The following is a 19,264-nucleotide window of genomic DNA, read 5'->3' as shown; positions in this document are numbered from 1 at the left end:
AAAAATAAGAAAATTTAAGCGAAAGTTACAGAATCACTCTCTAGAATTATCAATCATCACTTATCAGCTATTATTTATTTTATTTGGGGCAGCTTAATCCGCCTTCCGCTCCCAATCTTTTCACTCCACTTACGTTGCGTAAAAAGGATTTCCGCTCAAGTCGGGCTGCAGATTGTACGTAAAAACAACATTTGGTAATAAATATAATATTGTCATTCCGCAGGAATCTCGACAGCTGAGTTTAGATTCCTGCGGAATGACAAACTAGATGTAACAATTAAATTTCTTTGCTGAGCGAAGCGCCTTTGTGCCCTTAAAATATTTTCAATAATGTCAAAGGAAATCTTTGTGCGCTTTGTGTTAAAATCTCCAATAAGAATTAAGATAAAATACTTTCCTTACTTTTGCAAAAATCAAAAATTGGAAGATAAAAAAAATAACGCCTCCGATTCTCTAAGAAAGTATGGAAAGTATTCGTCTGTTGTTTTTCAGATGTTATTTATTATTGGAATTGCATTTTGGGGTGGGCATCAGTTGGATTTGTATTTCGAAACAGGTTCCAATGTTTTGGTTTTGGTAATTGGACTCAGTGGACTTTGCCTTTCATTATATACAACCTTGAAGAGACTCGAAATTTTAAATAAAGAAGAACAGGACAATGCAAAACAAAAGTAACCTAATTATCAGTGTGATATTTTTTCTCACATTTATTGTACATTTCGCAATCTGGAAATTTGCATTACATCTGGACGAAGTTATTATTATCAAGTTTTATTTGTTTTTGGCAATCATCTTCATGATGATGTTGACATTGATTGTTCTCATTAACAAAATCGTCCCGCAATTCCTCGGATTGGCTTTGGTAGGTCTTATTCTTGTGAAATTTGGAATGATGTATCTGATTAAAAATAAGCTTCATTTCGATGAGATTCCGGATTACAAATTTCATTTTATAATCCCGTATTTTGTTCTGACAGCGTTGCTTACCTACTATGCAATCCGCTTAATTAATTATGACAAAAAACAGTAAAAATATTCTTTAAAAGAGAAAAAATAGTCTATTTTTGCAAAACGAAAAAAAAATCTACCGATGCTAAAGAAAACGGCAATTTTATTTTACAGTTTATTAATGTTTGCTACAGCTTTTGCGCAGCACGAAAATGTTGAAAATCAACACGGTAAACCTGTAACTGAAACTCCGGAACTTTCTGGAAAAGAAGAGAGAACCAAGGAAGTTAAAGAATTCGTAGACCATCACATTTTGGATGCTCACGATGTTGCCTTGATGGTCAAAGACGGTCATCACATTGGTTTTCCTTTGCCGGTAATTATTTATGATGAAGGATTTCATTTCTTTATGAGTAATACTGAAGGTGTGGATGGGCACGAGTTCATTCACGGTTCTCCGGTAGAAAGTAATGGTAAATTCTACATACTTCATCACGAAAAGATCTACAGAACAGATTCTAAAGGAACTATAACATTAGATAAAGACCATCACCCAACTGAAAAAAGAGTTTTGGATTTGTCTATTACAAAAAGTGTTTTGGTTATTTTTTTAGTTGCAGTTTTAATGATCGTGTTATTCGGAGGAATGGCTAGGTCTTACAAAAAATCTCTTGTTCCAAGTGGTGCTGCGAAATTCCTAGAGCCGATCATTATCTTCATAAGAGATGATATTGCAATTCCAAACATCGGACATAAGTATAAGAGATTTATGGGTTACCTGTTGACGGTATTTTTCTTCATCTTATTCCTGAATGTTTTAGGTTTGATGCCTTTCGGGATTAACGTAACCGGTAATATTGCTATTACATTTTTCTTAGCAATTATGACTTATTTGATCACGACTTTCTCAGGTTCAAAAGATTATTGGAAACATATCTTCTGGATGCCGGGAGTTCCTGTTCCAATGAAGTTTATTATGATGCCAATCGAATTGTTGGGAACTTTGACTAAGCCTTTTGCATTGATGATTCGACTTTTTGCAAATATGACAGCAGGTCACATCGTTGTAATGACTTTGATCGGTTCAATTTACATTTTCGAAAATTGGATCGCTGGAGTTGCATTCCCGTTCTTGACATTTGTAATTTATTTATTAGAAGTATTAGTAGCGTTCTTGCAGGCTTATATCTTTACAATGCTTTCAGCTTTGTTTATCGGTATGGCTGTTGAAGAACACGAGCACGAACACGCTCATCATTAATTAAAATATAAAAACAATTTTTTAAATTATATATTATGGAAATCCCTAGAATTATTGGTGCAGGTCTTATTGTACTAGGTGTAGGTATCGGTCTTGGAAAAATTGGTGCTGCTGCTCTTGAAGCGATCGCTAGACAACCAGAGCAATCTGGAAAGATCCAAACAGCTATGCTTATTGCTGCTGCACTAGTTGAAGGTGTTGCTTTCGCTGCGTTATTCGCATCATAAGCCAAACAAAATCATAAACATTGTTGTAGCGGTTGGCTGCAACAATGTTTAATTTAAAAATTTATAAAAATTAATCTCACTATATAATGGAATTACTTCATCAGTTTTCATCAGGGTTATTTATCATTCAGTCCATCATTTTCTTAGTATTACTTTTTGTATTAGGAAAATTTGCTTGGAAACCAATTCTTAAATCTATCGACGAGAGAGAAACGTCTATCATCGATGCTCTTAATCAAGCTAAATTAGCTAAACAAGAGATGGCGCAGTTGAAAGAAGATAACGAAAGAATTCTTCGTGAAGCTAGAGCAGAAAGAGATGGTATCTTGAAAGAAGCTAGAGAAATGAAAGACAAAATCGTAAATCAAGCTAAAGATTCTGCTAAAGTAGAAGGAGAAAAAATGATTGAAGCTGCAAGACAGTCTATCCAAACTGAGAAAAACGCTGCAATGGCAGACATCAAAACTCAAATCGGAACTTTGTCTGTGAACATCGCTGAAAGTATCCTAAAAGAGAAATTGAATAATGATGGCGCTCAGAACGCTTTGGTAGAAAATATTCTTAACAAATCTAACCTTAACTAATCAGGATGTTAACATCTAAAGTAGCTAAAAGATACGCACAAGGTTTATTGGATTTCACTCAGGAATCTGGTAATACGGAAGCTGTTTTCGGAGAGATGAAGGATATTGTGAAAATAATGTCTTCTTCTAAAGAACTGAATCAGTTTGTGAACACGCCAATCATTGATTCAAGAAAGAAAGAAGCGATTGCTTTAGAAATATTCAAAGATTTTTCTCCCGTTTCTAAAAACATTATCAGATTGGTTATCAAACAGGGGAGAGAAGCACAGCTTAAAAATATTGCTCAAGAATTCATCAATAAAGTAGAAGATATCAAAGGTACACAGCGTATTACTTTGGTTTCTGCAACTGCTTTATCACAAGATAATATCAATAAAATCATCGCTGATTCCAAAATAGTGAATGTTTCTAACTATGATTTGGAAACGATTATCAAACCGGAGATTCTTGGAGGTTATATCCTGAGAATCGGTGACCAGCAGATTGATGCTTCAGTAAGAACTAAGCTGAGCAATATCAAAAAAGAATTTCAACTTAATTAAGAAAAAACAACCATATAATGGCAGAAATAAATCCGGCAGAAGTATCAGCGATACTGAAGCAGCAATTAGCAAATTTCGATACCCAATCTAACGTAGAAGAAGTTGGTACTGTTCTTACGATAGGTGACGGTATTGCTCGTGTTTACGGTTTGGAGAACGTACAGTACGGAGAATTGGTAAAATTCGAGGCTGGAGTAGAAGGTATCGTTCTTAACCTTGAAGAAGATAATGTTGGGGTTGCACTTTTGGGTGAATCCAAATTGGTAAAAGAAGGTGATACTGTAAAAAGAACTCAAAGAATCTCTTCTATCAAAGTTGGTGAAGGAATGCTTGGTAGAGTTGTTGATACATTAGGAAATCCAATCGATGGTAAAGGACCTATCGGTGGTGACCTTTATGAGATGCCATTGGAGAGAAAAGCTCCGGGTGTTATCTTCCGTCAGCCGGTAACTGAACCATTACAAACTGGTATCGTTGCGATTGACTCAATGATTCCTGTAGGAAGAGGACAAAGAGAGTTGATTATTGGTGATAGACAAACTGGTAAAACAGTTGTTGCTATTGATACCATTATCAATCAAAGAGAATTTTATGATGCTGGGAAACCAGTATATTGTATATATGTTGCAATCGGACAAAAAGCTTCGACTGTAGCTCAAATCGTTAAAACATTAGAAGATAAAGGAGCTTTGGCTTATACAGTTGTTGTCGCTGCTAATGCTTCTGACCCAGTTCCAATGCAGGTTTATTCTGCAATGGCAGGTGCATCTATCGGTGAGTTCTTCAGAGACACTGGTAGACCAGCTTTGATTGTTTATGATGATTTGTCAAAACAAGCGGTTGCTTACCGTGAGCTTTCTCTTCTATTGAGAAGACCACCAGGACGTGAGGCTTATCCAGGGGACGTTTTCTACCTTCACTCAAGATTGCTAGAAAGAGCTGCGAAAGTTATCGCTGATGACACCATTGCTGCTCAGATGAACGACCTTCCAGAGTCTCTTAGACCAATCGTAAAAGGAGGTGGTTCTTTAACTGCACTTCCAATTATCGAAACTCAGGCTGGTGACGTTTCTGCATATATCCCAACAAACGTAATCTCTATTACAGACGGACAGATTTTCTTGGAGTCAGATTTATTCAACTCTGGAGTTCGTCCAGCGATTAACGTTGGTATCTCTGTATCGAGAGTAGGAGGTAATGCTCAAATCAAATCGATGAAAAAAGTGTCTGGTACTTTGAAACTAGACCAAGCTCAATATAAAGAATTGGAAGCGTTTGCTAAATTCGGTTCTGACTTAGATGCTGCTACTTTGGCAGTAATCTCAAAAGGTGAGAGAAACGTGGAACTTCTTAAGCAGCCAGTTAACTCTCCACTTCCGGTAGAAAATCAAGTTGCTATGATTTATGCAGGAACTGAGAACTTATTGAGAAATGTTCCAATCAGAAAAGTTAAAGAATTCCAAGTGGAGTATGTTGACTTCCTGAAGAACAAGCACCCGGAAGTAATGTCAGCGCTTAAAGCTGGTAAGATTGATGATTCAATCACAGGTACTTTGAAACAGGTTGCAACTGACCTTGCAGCGAAGTATAACTAAAAATTAGTTGATGGTTTTTGGTTGATAGTTGACAGAATTTTCTAAAACTAACAACCAACAACCGACAACCAACAACTAAATATATATGGCAAACTTAAAAGAAATACGAGGCAGAATTACATCTATATCTTCTACGATGCAGATTACTAGTGCTATGAAAATGGTTTCCGCTGCGAAACTAAAAAAAGCACAGGATGCAATCGTAATGCTGAGACCTTATTCTGAAAAACTTCAGGAGATTATAGAGAATGTAAGTGCAGCTTCTGATGCAGAAAACATCTCTGAGTTCGCAGTAGAAAGAGAAGTGAAAAAAGTCCTTTTCATTACCGTAACTTCCAACAGAGGTTTGGCCGGAGCTTTCAACTCTTCGGTTATCAAAGAATTGAACATTCAGTTCGCAGCTAACGAAAATGTAGAAGTTGAAGTTTTAACCATCGGTAAAAAAGCTTTTGATGCGTTGAGAAAAAACAGAACGGTTTACGAAAACCACAGTTCTCTGTTTGACAACCTTTCTTTCGACCACGTTTCAAATATGACTGGCAAAGTAATGGCGGATTTCAAAGCAGGAAAATTTGATAAAGTATATGTTGTTTACAACAGGTTTATCAATGCTGCAACGCAGGAAGTAGTTACTGAGCAGGTTTTGCCAATTGCTGTTTCAGCGGAGAAAACCACTTCTGAGGTTAACGTAGATTACATCTTCGAACCAGGAAGACAGGAGATTTTGGAAACATTGATTCCTAAGTCTATCAAAACTCAGATCTTCAAGGCTGTTTTGGATTCTGTAGCATCCGAACACGGCGCAAGGATGACAGCAATGCACAAAGCAACTGACAATGCGGAAGCGCTTAGAAACGAACTAAGAATCTTCTACAACAAAGCAAGACAGGCTGCCATTACCAATGAGATATTAGAAATTGTTTCCGGAGCAGAGGCTCTTAAGAACAGTTAATAAAGATAAGTTAAAGTTAGTAGTTAGTTATAAAAAGCATTGGAGGTCAAACTTCAGTGCTTTTTATTATTTTGGGACGGTTTTCAAAATTTATCATCAGAATTTTTCGATTTTAAACAAAAGGATAGATAAAGCTCCGGAGGAGCAAAATGTTTGTAGATAAATCGAATTATTAAAGTGGAGCTCCGGAGGAGCGACACATTCAGCAGCATAATGGCCAAAATTACACTGTCAATTCTTATGCGCTACATCATAATCGGTACAAAAAAAATATCTATCTTTGCAGATATTGTATATAAACATATTAAATGGACCCCGATAGTTTAGTCAAACTTCTCATTGCATTATTTTTAGTTCTTCTGAATGGCTTTTTTGTAGCCGCCGAATTCTCGATCGTCAAAGTGCGATACTCCCAAATCCAGATTAAAGCTGCCGAGGGAAACACAATGGCTAAACAAGCCGAAAACATTATCAAAAATCTTGACGCTTACCTATCAGCAACTCAATTAGGAATTACCTTGGCATCACTTGCTCTAGGTTGGGTTGGAGAAAGTGCTTTACATCATATCATAGAATCTATTTTCCATTCATTGAACATAGAACTAGCTCAAACAACAGTAACAACAATCTCTGTAGTTTGTAGTTTCTTGTTAATTACTGTGATGCACATTGTCTTCGGAGAATTGGTTCCTAAGTCTATTGCTATCAGAAAGTCCGAAGCTACAACACTCTTTATAGCTTATCCGTTACATTTATTCTATAATATCTTCAGACCTTTTATTTGGTTGATGAACTCTTTGTCTAACGGATTTTTGAGAATTATTAAAATTCATCCGGCTTCGGAACACGATATTCACTCTACGGAAGAGCTTCAATTATTGGTAAAACAATCTGCTGATAGTGGAGAAATTGAAGAGGAAAATTACGAAATCATAAAAAATGCATTTGATTTTACAGACCATAATGCAAAACAAATTATGATTACGAGACAGAATATCTCTTCTATCGATATCGAAGATAATACAGAAGAAATTATTTCTCAGATAATGGATAGCGGATATTCTCGTATTCCTGTTTATGAAGGTTCTATTGATAATATTGTAGGTATTTTCTATACCAAAGAAATCATCAGAGAATACATCAAAAGCAAAGGTGAACTGACTCACGAAGATTTGAAAGGTCTGATGAGAGAAGCGTTCTTCGTTGTTGGAAGCAAGAAAATTTCTGATTTGTTGAAAGTATTCCAATTCAAGAAACAACATATGGCGATTGTCATTGATGAATTTGGTGGAACCGAAGGTATTATTACGCTGGAAGATATTCTGGAAGAATTGGTTGGCGAAATCCAAGATGAGGAAGATGAAGAAGAGAAAATCGTTGACAAAGTAGGAGAGAATACTTATTGGATTCAAGCGACTCAACCTTTGGACGAGATCAACGAACAATTACCAAGGAAAATCCCACTTTCTGAGGAAGGAGAATATAACACGTTAGCAGGATTTATCCTGAATGAACTACAAGATATTCCTGAAGAAAATCAAGAATTCGATTACGGCGCTTATCATTTTAAGATTCTTAAGATGCAGAATAAGAGTGTGGAGTTGGTCGAGTTATTCTATAACAAATCTTTAATTGAAGATATAACAGACGAAATCACTGAAGCTTAAAAATGAAAATCTATAATAACAAGTCTTACGACCAGCCAAAACGCCAGTACGAGGAAGAGGTATTGGTTTTGGAAGAAGAAGATGAAGTGTATAAATTGGTGCTTCATAATGACGATGTCAATACATTCGATTTTGTGATAGAATGTTTGATTGAGATTTGTGAACATACTTTGGAACAAGCGGAACAATGTACGATTCTTGTCCATTACAAAGGAAAATGTACCGTTAAAACAGGAGCATTAGAAAAACTTAAACCAATGAATCAGGCGTTGCTTGATAGGGGGTTGAGTTCAGAAATAGTATAAAATAAAAGCTACCAACTTTGGTAGTTTTTTATTTTTAATGAAATCTATAATTGGCTTCGGGTAAGATATTATTCTTCAAAAATTCTTCATATTCCGGCGAAAGCGTTGCTCTTCCATAAGTATTTTTTCCTGACATTGTGCCCAGACGAATTTTATCTTTCCCGTATTTTGAATTAAGCTTGTCGATAGCTTTCATAATAGGAATATGTTTAGAATCGATGTCTTCTTCAAACAGATTAATTAATCTTTCATTGTCAGGAACAAAACTAGAAACCATTACGCCGGCTTTTTTATAATAAAATCCTTCTTTATAAATGGCCTTAAAAATCGAATTCGCATACTTTGCCAGAACAATAGACGAACTGCTCGGATTGGGTAAGACAATAGAAAATCCATCTTTATATTCGCCTAATTCTTTTCGGAATCGATTGGTTTGAATGAAAACGCTGATGACTTTGCAACAGGAATTTTGCTTCCTCAATTTCTCGGCACAATAGATGGCAAAAGTTTCGATTCGTTCTGCAATTTCTTCTTTATTGGTAACCATTTTCATAAAACTTCTACTCACAACAATCGATTTTTTTGCAGACGGAGAATCGAGTTCCAATTGAGGAATCCCTTTCAGCTCATTAATCATTCTAACGCCTTGGATTCCCATTATTTTTCTGATCCACATTTCAGGTTTAGCCAGCAAATCCCAAGCTTTGTAAACACCGTGGTCCATCATTTTTATGGCAGATTTTCTCCCGATTCCCCAAACATCTCCGATATCCAAATCTTTCAATGCAGATTCTATTTTCTCTTTTGAATCCATTATGTAAACACCGTCTAGATATTGTTCGGGGTTCTTTTTTACAATATGATTGGCAATTTTACAGAGTGTCTTTGTAGGCGCTACACCGATACTGACTGGAAGCCCTTTTAGTTTATCTTCAATTTCTTTTCTGATTTTACAACAATAGTCATTCAAATCAAAATATTTGAAACCATGGAAGTCAAGAAATAGTTCATCAATACTGTAAACTTCATAATCTGTCACAAAGCTTTTTGCCAAATTCATTACTTGTTGGCTATAATAATTATAAAGCTCAAATTTTGCAGAAAATGCCTTAACGTTATGTTCTGCAAACAACTCTTTGTATTTGAATGCTGGAGCACCCATTGGAATTCCCAATGCTTTAGCTTCGTTACTTCTGGAAACTACGCAACCATCGTTATTAGACAAAACAACCACAGGCTGATTTTCCAGCTTAGAATCCAGCGTTCTTTCGCAGGAAACAAAAAAGTTGTTACAGTCTAGCAGTGCGTACATATCAGAAAGATATAATTTCTTAAATGTCAAAATTAGTTACATTTTGAAACATTATTGTTATATTTGTTGTTATAAATTATAACAATGTCTATTTTTTCAGATAATATAAGGTTTTTGAGAGCTAAGAAAACGACAACTCAGCAAGAGTTGGCAGATACTTTAATTATTACAAGGTCACGATATGTTTCTTACGAAGATGGACGTTCCGAACCTCCGTATGATGTTTTGATTACAATGTCGAAGTTCTTTCACGTCAGTATCGATCTGCTTTTGACAGTGGACATCAGAAAATATCCTTTGGAAGAAATGATGAATCTGCCGGATAACAGAATTGTCCTTCCAATCATCGTTGATGAATCAGGAAATAACAGTATTGAAATCATTCCTCAAAAAGCTTCGATGGGTTATTTGTCAGGCTACAGTGACCCGGAATATATAGAAAGTCTTCAAAGAATCTCTTTGCCTTTTCTAACTAATGGAAAGTATAGAGCTTTTCCTGCACAAGGTGACTCTATGCCACCTTTCAAAGACGGTTCTTTCATTATTGGGAAATATGTCGAAGATATTAAGGATCTGAAAATTAATAAAAGCTACATTTTCGTGACTTTGAATGACGGGATTTCTTACAAACGTTTTAAAGGTCAAAAGAAAAAATCCATCGAGGTTTCGGCAGACAATTCTTTTTACAAACCTTATGAGATTCCGTTGGGCGAGATTGTGGAGATCTGGCAATATGCATCGGGAATTTTTCCTGAGGATTTTGAACCGGAAGATTTTGATAATTATAACTTGAAAGATATGTTTTTGGAAATCAGAAAAGATATCAAAGAGTTGGATAACAAAGTTTCGAATTCCCCAAATCAATTTTAAAATAGTTTAGTACAGATATGCAACTCAGTTTATTTGACTCGGGCGAATATTACCAATTTCCTACCGATCTATTAGATTATAACGAACATTTTTTGCCTGAGGAAAGAGCCTCCGAAATTGAAAAAAATCTTATAAATAATGTTCCTTGGAAACAAAATATACAAAAATTGTTTGATAAGGAAGTCCTGACGCCACGTTTGACAGCTTGGTACGGAGACGATGAAAAGTCTTATCATTTGGGAGGGAACGAGTTCAGCGTTAATGCTTGGACACCCGAACTTCTGGGCTTGAAATACAAGATTCAGAAATTGACAGGGCATCAATTTAATTCAGTATTGCTCAATTTTTATAGAGATGGAAATGATTCCGTCGCTTGGCATCGGGATAAAGAAAGCGAATTAGGAAATCGTCCGGTGATCGCATCAGTCAGTTTTGGGGAAGTAAGGAATTTTGATTTTCGAAAAAAGGACAATCATCAGAATAAATATAGTCTGCCACTTCAGCACGGTTCATTACTAATTATGAAAGGCGATTTGCAGACCAATTGGGAGCATCGTATTGCAAAATCTACCAGACCAATGAAACCTAGGATTAACTTAACATTTCGGAATATTCGGGAATTGTAGAAACTAAAATTTGAAAATAGTTTCTATTTTTATCTTAGAATATATCGGTTAGTTTTCATTTCACTAATTAAAAGACGTATTTATTAATTTTAACAATGGTATTTTAATTTAAAATTACTATTTTGCATCAAATTATAAAAAAATACGTATGAATTTAAAAATCAACTTTTTGGTTGCTAGTTTTGCACTGACGTTTTCTACGATGTATGCACAGACTACAACATTAGAATCGAAGGCAAGAGACTGGATGTCCAAAAACTCGAATAAAACAGGAATCAGTTCTACAGATAACTTTGACTTCAAATCTTCAAGAAAAAGTTTGTCGGGGGAGACTCTTAGATTCCAGCAGTCAATTAATGGGATTCCGGTTTATGAAGGAGATATCGCCGTACACTTCAATAAGCAAGGAGAAGTGACCTATGGTACGGAAGTTCCGGTTTCCAAAAGACTAAAGCAAGTTAATACTACACCAACATTTAGCAAGGCTGACGCTTTTGAAAAAGCTAAGATTGCAGCTGATATCAAAGGTGAGATCACACATCAGGAAAATGATCTGTACATATTTTTGACAGATTCTGGCGATACAAAATTAGTTCACAGAGTTATTATCAACTCATACGAAACTCCTGGTGATTGGGAGACTATGGTAGATGCGCATTCTGGAGAGGTGATCAGGGTTTTGGATATTGCTAATTATCATCACGATGATAAAAGGAAAAGAAAAGCAAAGCAAAGATCTGCAGAGTTGAAAGCTGCTGGTACAGCTTATATTTTTGACCCAGATCCATTGTCCAGAGCACATGTAGCTTATGGTGGGGATTATGTAGATAATAATGATGCTACAAACGCAAGTCTGGACGCAGCAAGAAGTCTGGTAACTCTTCCGGATATTACTTTTTCAAACGGAGTGTATAGTTTAAAAAGCAAATATGTTCAGATAGCGGATTTTGAATCACCTTCTACAGGTCTTTTCACGCAAGCTTCTCCCGATTTCCTATTTAATAGGAATGAACAGGGTTTTGAAGCGGTAAATTCTTTTTATCATATCGATAGAAGTCTTGCTTATATCAATGAAACATTAGGGATTGATTGTAAATCCACGCTTAATGGCGGAGTGATGATGGTTGACCCGCACGGACTGAGCGGTGATGACAATTCACACTTTATCCCAAGTACACAAAGATTGGCTTTCGGAGAAGGCTGTGTGGATGATGCCGAGGATGCTGATGTAGTTTTGCATGAGCTGGGACACGCCATCCATCATTGGGTTACAGGGCTCAAATCTTCTTCTTCACAAGGTTTAGGGGAAGGCTCGGGCGATTATTGGGCGATGTCTTATAGTAGAAGCCTGAATCAATGGGCACCATCGGAAGCGCATTACAACTGGATGTTCAGCTGGGATGGTCATAATACGTGTTGGGCAGGGCGTATAACCAATTATGCACCCAAATATCCTACATCCAATATTAATAGTTCTTCTGCAATCCACGCAAATGGACAGATTTGGGCAACGTGCTTGATGAGGATCTACGATAGGATTGGTAAAGAAAAAACAGACAGGATCTTCCTTGAAGGTCTTGCTATGACCAATTCTTCCGGAAACCAACAGACTGCGGCTGTTGCGGTAAGACAGGCTGCGATTGATATGTTGGGAACTTATGGCTTCACGTGTGATGATGTCAATATCATTACAGAAGAATTGACAACTACTGGATATACATTACCTGCATATCAATGTGTTAATCTAGCTGTGGCTGATATTTCTAAAAACTCTATTTCTGTTTATCCTAATCCGGTAACAGAGAGCCTGACAGTTTCTATGATTTTCAAAAAAACTGAAACGGCAGAGATCTATAGTTTAGATGGAAGAAAGATTTCTGAATCCAGTATTAATTCAAATAATAATGTGATCAATGTTTCTAACCTTAGTAAAGGAGTTTACTTATTAAAAATAAAAGGCACAGACATCGTTCAGAAATTCATTAAGAATTAATAGAAGGAAGTTTAGTTTAAAAAGATAGCAGCGAACAAAATGGTCGCTGCTTTTTTATTTCTTCTTGTGTGGAATATTCAAAATATATAAACCTTTTAGCAAAAACCTCCGTATGTTTTGTTTAAAACGCACGTGCGTTTTCATTAAAAGATACGTGCGTTTTTATAAAAAGGAACGTACGTTTTTGAGTACCTCTGCAAAGCCACTATTCATCGGCTATACAGAAGTATGTTTTTTAGCTTTTAAAAAATAGGGTATGAACCTGATTTTTCTGAAAAAAACAATAAAAAACCGATTGGATAACAATCGGTTTTTTATTTAAAATTTCACATTGAAGACTTTTTCTTCACCGTTACGTTTTACGGTTACAGGATGTTCTTCGCCTGCGTTGATTTTTGCAAGGCAATCCATGTAAGAATAGACTTCTTTCACCTCACATTTTCCGATTTTCGTAAGAACATCACCTTGCAGAATTCCGGCATTAGCTGCTGGTCTGTTATCTATCACACCATCGATTCCCATTCCGTCTTTGCTGTCTGCATAATTTGGCATGATGCCTAAGCTGACTTTATATTTTGGGACAGCTTTGGTTGCTGCAACTTTAGTTTTGGTGAAAGGAATTTCCTTTTCGTTACCCAAAGCATTAGCTAGACTGAAAACATAATTTGTAATGATTTTCTGACCTGGGTAATTGATTTTATCCGAGTCATCAGTTGGTTTGTGATAATCACTATGAGTTCCTGTAAAAAAGAAAAGAACTGGAATATCTTTTAGATAAAAAGAAGTGTGATCGCTTGGTCCAACACCAGACCCATCTAAAGAAAGATTGATACCTTCTGGTTTGTATTTTTTAACCAATTCCGGGAGGATAGGTGAGGTTCCAACCCCACCTACATTCAGATCTTTGTTGGTATTGAGTCTTCCAACCATATCCATATTGATCATGAAAATAGTATTTGGATAATTGGTTTTGATGCTTTCTGCTAGTTTTTTAGAACCCATCAATCCATCTTCTTCGCCCGAGAACAATGCAAAAACATAATTCACGTTTTCTTTTGTTTTATTTTGTGAAAGCATTCTTGCTAATTCCAGAACTGCTGCGGTTCCGGAAGCATTGTCATCCGCACCATTATGGATTTGTCCGTCGGAATTGGCAAGTGTGGAGTTGTGATGTTCATTTAGTCCAAGATGGTCATAATGTGCGCCGATCACAATGGTTTTACTAGCTTTATTATCCAAAACAGCAATCACATTTTTACCTTTTACAGCTGTAGATGTTTTGTCATCGTGAGGATTTAGTTTCACACTGTATTCAAAATTTTGGATGAATTCTTTCCCTTCATAAGGTTTCAATCCCAACTTTTTGAATTCGGCTGAAAGATAATTGGCGGCTTTTGTTTCGCCCTCAGACCCTGTCAATCTTCCTTGTAAATCATCGGAAGCTAAATAGTAAATATGCTTTTTTAAGTTCTCTTCACTCACCAGTTCTGCAGGATCTGTGGAAGAACTGGATTTTGTAATGGCCTTTGGCTGACTTTTTTGCGAAAAGTATAAGGTCGAAACTCCAAGTAATGAGAATACGGAGATTTGTTTTAATTTATTTTTTGATAAAAACATATAGTCTAATTTTTATTGAGAACAAATCTAAATGTTTTTGTCAAGATAAAAAAATAAGCCTTATTATAAAGGCTTATGATTTTTGTTATGGTAAATTGAATTTTATTCTACAATTATTTTTTTTGTGACTTTATCATTGCCAATACTTATCGTTCCAAGATAAACGCCGGGCTTCAGATTGGAAATATCAATATGATTTGTATTCTCTTTACTAACTAAAATTCGGCTTCCATTCATATCGGTTATTTCAACAGTGAAATCTTTTATGTTGTCAGGTATTTTCAAATTCAAAACATTCTTAGCAGGATTTGGATAAAATTCTACAGATTCCAAATTTGTTGAAATTGACGAATCTTCTAAAGCTAGAGTCGTAGTAGAAGCTGCTGCGAAATGTTGGATTGATCCAACTGCAGACTTACCCACATTCAAAACATAAACCGGATCCATATTGACGAGTTTGTCATTGGCTGTATGGACATATGGATTATTGTAACCGCCTTCATATTCCCAATATCCTGTGATGATCTCCCCATTTTGTTGAAAAGGAACATAGTCTGTACTTTCTGCGGGATCAAAATCTACTGCTAACGGAGAGTATAACAGTGTACAATTTGCAAGTTCCTGAACAGCAATGGCAGCGGCGGCATTATTGCTCGTTGGAGTACTTTGGTCTCTATCGTGATAAAGTTTCGTATTCGCTTTAGTTGCAAGACCGCCAACCTGATCTAGATTCACCACGACTTTGATATCCATTTTTGGGTTTGTTCCGTTTACGATTTGAGAAACATACCTCGAACTTCCTAAAAGTCCTTGTTCCTCACCGGAAAAGTGAATGAACTTGATAGAGTAATCCGTCGGGACATCTTTTAAGATACGAGCTATTTCTAATATGATCGAAGTGCCGCTTCCATTGTCATTCGTCCCAGGGCCATTGATAGAATCAAAATGCCCGCAAACAATTACAAATTTATTTGGATAAAGTGTCCCGGCTTTGGTAACGATAAGGTTTTTGGAAGAGTATCCACTTGCTGTCCAAGAATGTTCAAAAAAATCTGCTGTTGTATAGCCTAGAGAAGTGTATTTGGTTTTTAACCAGTTAAATGCATCTGTGTTTTGTGTTGTTCCAGTTCTTTTCACGCCAAGAGCTTCAAACTCCTGTAAATAAGTATTGATGTTGGTTTGAGAAACTTGATTAGCTCTGTCCTGATATGCTTGTATAAAAGTCTGCGCTTTTGATAGCTGAACACTTGCGATTAAAATAAAAGAAAAAATAGTTCTTTTTATCATTATTTAAAATTTGTTGACAAAAATAAAAAAATCCCGAGAGATATCTCGGGATTTTATATTGATAACAAAGATTTGTAATTATTTTACTTGATCTACAACAGCTTTGAAAGCTTCTGGATGATTCATTGCAAGGTCTGCAAGAACTTTTCTGTTTAGCTCGATGTTGTTTTTCTTAAGAGCTCCCATGAACTGGGAGTAAGATAATCCGTGCTCTCTAGCACCCGCATTGATACGTGTTACCCAAAGGCTTCTGAAGTTTCTTTTCTTCTCTTTTCTACCACGGTAAGCATATTGCATTGCTTTTTCTACCGCGTTTTTAGCTACAGTCCAAACGTTCTTTCTTCTACCGAAAAAACCTTTAGCTTGCTTTAATACTTTTTTTCTACGCGCTCTAGACGCTACAGAATTGACTGATCTTGGCATAATTTAAATTGTTTTTTTGAAATGTGCGGTAACTATTTCATTACTCTTAGTGGCTCCATCTCAGGGTTAAATTGTTGAATTTGTTTTGAATTCTTATAAACCGAATATAGATTTATAAAAACTACTTAATTGCTAATTGACGTAGTACACTTTTTTTGTCCACTTCTGCAACATAAGAAGTTTGCGTTAGATTTCTCTTTTGCTTAGTTTCTTTCTTTGTCAAGATGTGGCTTTTGAAAGCATTCTTTCTTTTGATCTTCCCAGTTCCGGTAAGAGCAAAACGCTTTTTAGCACCTGATTTCGTTTTTAATTTTGGCATTGTTCTGCTTTTTATAGTTTGTTATCAATATTCTCTTTTGATTCCTAAACATAATTAGGAATAATAGTTTGCAAAATTACAAAAAAATTCTGAAACCATAACTTTAATAATTATGGGACAAATGAAAAACCTCAAAGATTAATTCGAGGTTTTCTATATAATTGAATTTTATCAATATTATTTTGCAGGCTTCTTAGGGCTCATCATCATGATCATTCTTTTTCCTTCAAGCTTAGGAAGCTGGTCAACTTTTCCAACATGTTCCAGATCTTGAGCCAGTTTCAAAAGAAGAATTTCTCCTTGGTCCTTGAAAATGATAGAACGTCCTTTGAAGAAAACGTAAGTTTTCAGTTTAGAACCTTCTTCCAAGAATTTTTCAGCGTGCTTTTTCTTGAATTCGTAATCATGGTCATCTGTCTGAGGACCGAATCTGATCTCTTTTACAACTACTTTTACCTGCTTCGCTTTTAGTTCTTTTGTCTTTTTCTTTTGTTCGTACAAGAATTTTTTATAATCTAAGACACGAGAAATATAAGGCTCCGCTTTATCAGAGATAACTACAAGGTCAAGCTCCTGCTCTCTTGCTATTTCTAAAGCTTTTGCTAATGGATAAACTCCTGGTTCAACGTTATCTCCTACAAGACGTACTTCTCTTGCACGGATTTTATCGTTGATTTGATGAAGGTCTTCTTGGACTGGGCGTCTCATCGGACCTCTGCTGTTGTTTCTTTTTAGTGCTATGGTTTTAAAATTTTAAAATTAATATTCTTTATAAGGTCTAATTAGTTTGAGCCTAATTCAAATGCTGGTTTTGCCTGCTCTTTGAAATAAGTTATGAATGCATCAATCGTCATTTCTCCCAAATCTCCTTCGCCTCTTCTTCTTACAGAAATCGTACCGTTATTCTCCTCATTTTCACCTACAATAAGCATAAATGGAAGCTTTTTTAACTCTGCATCACGGATTTTTTTACCCGTTTTCTCATTCCTGTCGTCAATCAATCCGCAAATATCGTGAATTTCCAATGATTCTGAAACTTTTTTTGCATAATCTGCATACTTTTCGCTGATTGGCAAAATCGTAAACTGCTCAGGACTCAGCCAAAGTGGGAAATCTCCCGCAGTATTTTCAATCAAGATAGCAATGAATCTTTCCATAGAACCAAACGGCGCTCTGTGGATCATCACTGGTCTGTGTTTCTCATTATCATTTCCGTTATACCAAAGGTCAAATCTTTCCGGTAAGTTGTAATCTACTTGGATTGTTCCAAGTTGCCAGCTTCTTCCCAGCGCATCCTTTACCATAAAGTCAAGCTTCGGACCGTAGAAAGCGGCTTCGCCGTATTCAGTTACGGTTTTAAGACCTTTAGCTTTTGCTGCAGTTACAATGGCATTTTCTGCTTTTTCCCAGTTCTCATCGGAACCGATATATTTTTCTCTGTTTTCTGGGTCTCTTAACGAGATTTGAGCTGTAAAATCAGCAAAACCAAGTGAACCAAAAACATATAATACAAGGTCAATAACTTTTTCAAATTCCTGCAACAATTGGTCCGGCGTACAGAAAAGGTGTGCATCATCTTGGGTAAATCCACGAACTCTTGTCAAGCCGTGTAATTCTCCGGACTGCTCATATCTGTAAACAGTTCCAAACTCTGCGTAACGTTTTGGCAGATCTTTGTAAGACCATTGCTGTGCTTTGTAAATCTCACAGTGGTGAGGACAGTTCATTGGTTTTAACAGAAATTCTTCACCTTCATTAGGGGTTTTGATTGGCTGGAAGCTGTCTTCGCCATATTTTTCCCAGTGTCCTGAAGTGATATATAATTCTTTTGCTCCAATATGCGGAGAAATTACGAATTCATAACCTTGTTTTTTCTGAGCTTTAGAAAGAAATTCTTCCAGTTTTTTTCTAAGCGCAGCACCTTTTGGCAACCAAAGTGGAAGACCTTGTCCAACTTTTTCTGAGAATGCAAAAATTCCTAATTCTTTCCCTAGTTTTCTATGGTCTCTTCTTTTAGCTTCTTCTAATCTTTCAAGATATTCGGATAACTCTTTTTGTTTAGGGAAAGAGATTCCGTAAACCCTTGTCAACTGAGGGTTTTTCTCATCACCTCTCCAATAAGCTCCTGCTGCATTAAGGATTTTCACAGCTTTCACAATTCCTGTTGAAGGGATGTGACCACCTTTACAAAGGTCTGTAAAGTTATCGTGAGTCACAAAAGTGATTTCGCCATCAGGCAGATTTTCAATCAATTCAGTTTTGAAAGGATTGTCAGCATATTCTTTCAATGCATCAGCTTTTGAAACTTCTCTAAGGTTGAAAGTCGAATTTTTCTTAGCATTTTCTAAGATTTTCTTTTCCAGTTTTTCGAAGTCATTTTCAGACAAAGGCTTTCCTCCGAAATCTACATCATAATAGAATCCGTTGGCTATTGCAGGCCCGATTGTCAGCTTTGCATCAGGATAAAATTCCATAATTGCCTGAGCTAACAAGTGAGCAGAGGAATGCCAAAATGCTTTTTTACCCATATCGTCATTCCACGTCAAAAGCTGCACTGTAGAATCCTCCGTTATCGTGGTTTCTACTTCTGTCTGTTTTCCGTTCACGATTGCAGAAATGGTATTTCTTGCCAAACCGTCACTTATACTTTGCGCAACTTGTAGTGGAGTAACTGCTCCTTCATATTCTCTGATGCTGCCATCAGGAAGTGTAATTTTTAGCATTATGACTGAAATT

Annotated in this window: 20 protein-coding genes; 13 read left to right on the top strand and 7 right to left on the bottom strand. The window is 36.2% G+C overall.

Annotated elements, in window-relative coordinates; genetic code table 11:
- Positions 1-420 precede the first annotated feature (420 nt).
- The 10 genes from RTX21_RS07645 to RTX21_RS07600 all read left to right on the top strand — a co-directional run bounded on the left by RTX21_RS07645 (position 421) and on the right by RTX21_RS07600 (position 8,081).
- Positions 421-675: an AtpZ/AtpI family protein gene (locus RTX21_RS07645; protein WP_089770082.1), complete on the top strand. Its 255-nt coding sequence runs from the start codon at positions 421-423 to the stop codon at positions 673-675.
- On the top strand, positions 659-1,030 hold the full coding sequence (locus tag RTX21_RS07640; RefSeq protein WP_312766597.1) for a hypothetical protein: 372 nt from the start codon (positions 659-661) through the stop codon (positions 1,028-1,030). The genes RTX21_RS07645 and RTX21_RS07640 overlap by 17 nt, the downstream gene beginning before the upstream one ends.
- 60 nt (positions 1,031-1,090) lie before the next feature.
- Complete coding sequence (gene atpB, locus RTX21_RS07635; RefSeq protein WP_312766595.1) at positions 1,091-2,209, top strand: F0F1 ATP synthase subunit A; 1,119 nt, start codon at positions 1,091-1,093, stop codon at positions 2,207-2,209.
- Positions 2,210-2,244: 35 nt separating this feature from the next.
- Positions 2,245-2,436, top strand: a complete 192-nt coding sequence (atpE, locus tag RTX21_RS07630; RefSeq protein ID WP_027384648.1) for an ATP synthase F0 subunit C — start codon at positions 2,245-2,247, stop codon at positions 2,434-2,436.
- An 86-nt stretch (positions 2,437-2,522) separates the two neighbouring features.
- Complete coding sequence (locus RTX21_RS07625) at positions 2,523-3,020, top strand: F0F1 ATP synthase subunit B (protein ID WP_312766593.1); 498 nt, start codon at positions 2,523-2,525, stop codon at positions 3,018-3,020.
- Between the two features lie 5 nt (positions 3,021-3,025).
- Positions 3,026-3,562 (top strand): ATP synthase F1 subunit delta, encoded by a 537-nt coding sequence (gene atpH / locus RTX21_RS07620; RefSeq protein WP_312766591.1) that lies wholly within the window; start codon positions 3,026-3,028, stop codon positions 3,560-3,562.
- A 17-nt stretch (positions 3,563-3,579) separates the two neighbouring features.
- A complete protein-coding gene (gene atpA, locus RTX21_RS07615) occupies positions 3,580-5,157 on the top strand; it encodes a F0F1 ATP synthase subunit alpha (RefSeq protein ID WP_312766589.1) in 1,578 nt (525 codons plus the stop codon).
- An 85-nt stretch (positions 5,158-5,242) separates the two neighbouring features.
- Positions 5,243-6,109, top strand: coding sequence for an ATP synthase F1 subunit gamma (atpG, locus tag RTX21_RS07610; protein WP_312766587.1), 867 nt, complete (start codon positions 5,243-5,245; stop codon positions 6,107-6,109).
- 308 nt (positions 6,110-6,417) lie between these two features.
- Positions 6,418-7,776, top strand: coding sequence for a hemolysin family protein (locus RTX21_RS07605; protein WP_312766585.1), 1,359 nt, complete (start codon positions 6,418-6,420; stop codon positions 7,774-7,776).
- Positions 7,777-7,778: 2 nt separating this feature from the next.
- On the top strand, positions 7,779-8,081 hold the full coding sequence (locus tag RTX21_RS07600; protein WP_312766583.1) for an ATP-dependent Clp protease adaptor ClpS: 303 nt from the start codon (positions 7,779-7,781) through the stop codon (positions 8,079-8,081).
- A gap of 34 nt (positions 8,082-8,115) precedes the next feature.
- Here RTX21_RS07600 and RTX21_RS07595 read toward each other — a convergent pair whose 3' ends face one another.
- Positions 8,116-9,393: an SOS mutagenesis and repair protein UmuC gene (locus RTX21_RS07595; RefSeq protein ID WP_312766580.1), complete on the bottom strand. Its 1,278-nt coding sequence runs from the start codon at positions 9,391-9,393 to the stop codon at positions 8,116-8,118.
- A gap of 84 nt (positions 9,394-9,477) precedes the next feature.
- Between RTX21_RS07595 and RTX21_RS07590 the strand changes: the two genes are divergently transcribed.
- The 3 genes from RTX21_RS07590 (at position 9,478) to RTX21_RS07580 (ending at position 12,882) form a co-directional block, all read left to right on the top strand.
- The gene (locus RTX21_RS07590; RefSeq protein WP_312766577.1) at positions 9,478-10,263 is read left to right on the top strand and encodes a LexA family transcriptional regulator; all 786 of its coding nucleotides are present in this window, start codon (positions 9,478-9,480) and stop codon (positions 10,261-10,263) included.
- A gap of 17 nt (positions 10,264-10,280) precedes the next feature.
- Positions 10,281-10,889: an alpha-ketoglutarate-dependent dioxygenase AlkB gene (locus RTX21_RS07585; protein WP_312766575.1), complete on the top strand. Its 609-nt coding sequence runs from the start codon at positions 10,281-10,283 to the stop codon at positions 10,887-10,889.
- Between the two features lie 148 nt (positions 10,890-11,037).
- Entirely contained in the window at positions 11,038-12,882 is a 1,845-nt protein-coding gene (locus RTX21_RS07580; protein ID WP_312766573.1) for a T9SS type A sorting domain-containing protein, read from the top strand.
- A gap of 318 nt (positions 12,883-13,200) precedes the next feature.
- Here the strand turns inward: RTX21_RS07580 and RTX21_RS07575 are convergent, their stop codons facing one another.
- The 6 genes from RTX21_RS07575 to thrS all read right to left on the bottom strand — a co-directional run bounded on the left by RTX21_RS07575 (position 13,201) and on the right by thrS (position 19,251).
- On the bottom strand, positions 13,201-14,499 hold the full coding sequence (locus tag RTX21_RS07575; protein ID WP_312766572.1) for a M20/M25/M40 family metallo-hydrolase: 1,299 nt from the start codon (positions 14,497-14,499) through the stop codon (positions 13,201-13,203).
- Between the two features lie 102 nt (positions 14,500-14,601).
- Positions 14,602-15,786, bottom strand: a complete 1,185-nt coding sequence (locus RTX21_RS07570) for a M28 family peptidase (RefSeq protein ID WP_312766571.1) — start codon at positions 15,784-15,786, stop codon at positions 14,602-14,604.
- A 78-nt stretch (positions 15,787-15,864) separates the two neighbouring features.
- Entirely contained in the window at positions 15,865-16,209 is a 345-nt protein-coding gene (rplT, locus tag RTX21_RS07565; RefSeq protein WP_027384638.1) for a 50S ribosomal protein L20, read from the bottom strand.
- 121 nt (positions 16,210-16,330) lie between these two features.
- The gene (rpmI, locus tag RTX21_RS07560) at positions 16,331-16,528 is read right to left on the bottom strand and encodes a 50S ribosomal protein L35 (RefSeq protein WP_312766570.1); all 198 of its coding nucleotides are present in this window, start codon (positions 16,526-16,528) and stop codon (positions 16,331-16,333) included.
- A 177-nt stretch (positions 16,529-16,705) separates the two neighbouring features.
- On the bottom strand, positions 16,706-17,236 hold the full coding sequence (gene infC / locus RTX21_RS07555) for a translation initiation factor IF-3 (RefSeq protein WP_312766568.1): 531 nt from the start codon (positions 17,234-17,236) through the stop codon (positions 16,706-16,708).
- Between the two features lie 74 nt (positions 17,237-17,310).
- Entirely contained in the window at positions 17,311-19,251 is a 1,941-nt protein-coding gene (gene thrS, locus RTX21_RS07550; protein ID WP_312766567.1) for a threonine--tRNA ligase, read from the bottom strand.
- Positions 19,252-19,264: the final 13 nt, after the last annotated feature.

The sequence above is a fragment of the Epilithonimonas sp. genome, assembly GCF_032054305.1.
Taxonomy (GTDB): domain Bacteria; phylum Bacteroidota; class Bacteroidia; order Flavobacteriales; family Weeksellaceae; genus Epilithonimonas.
The sequence above is the reverse complement of the archived record's forward strand: the minus strand, read 5'-3'. Positions and strand labels throughout refer to the sequence as shown.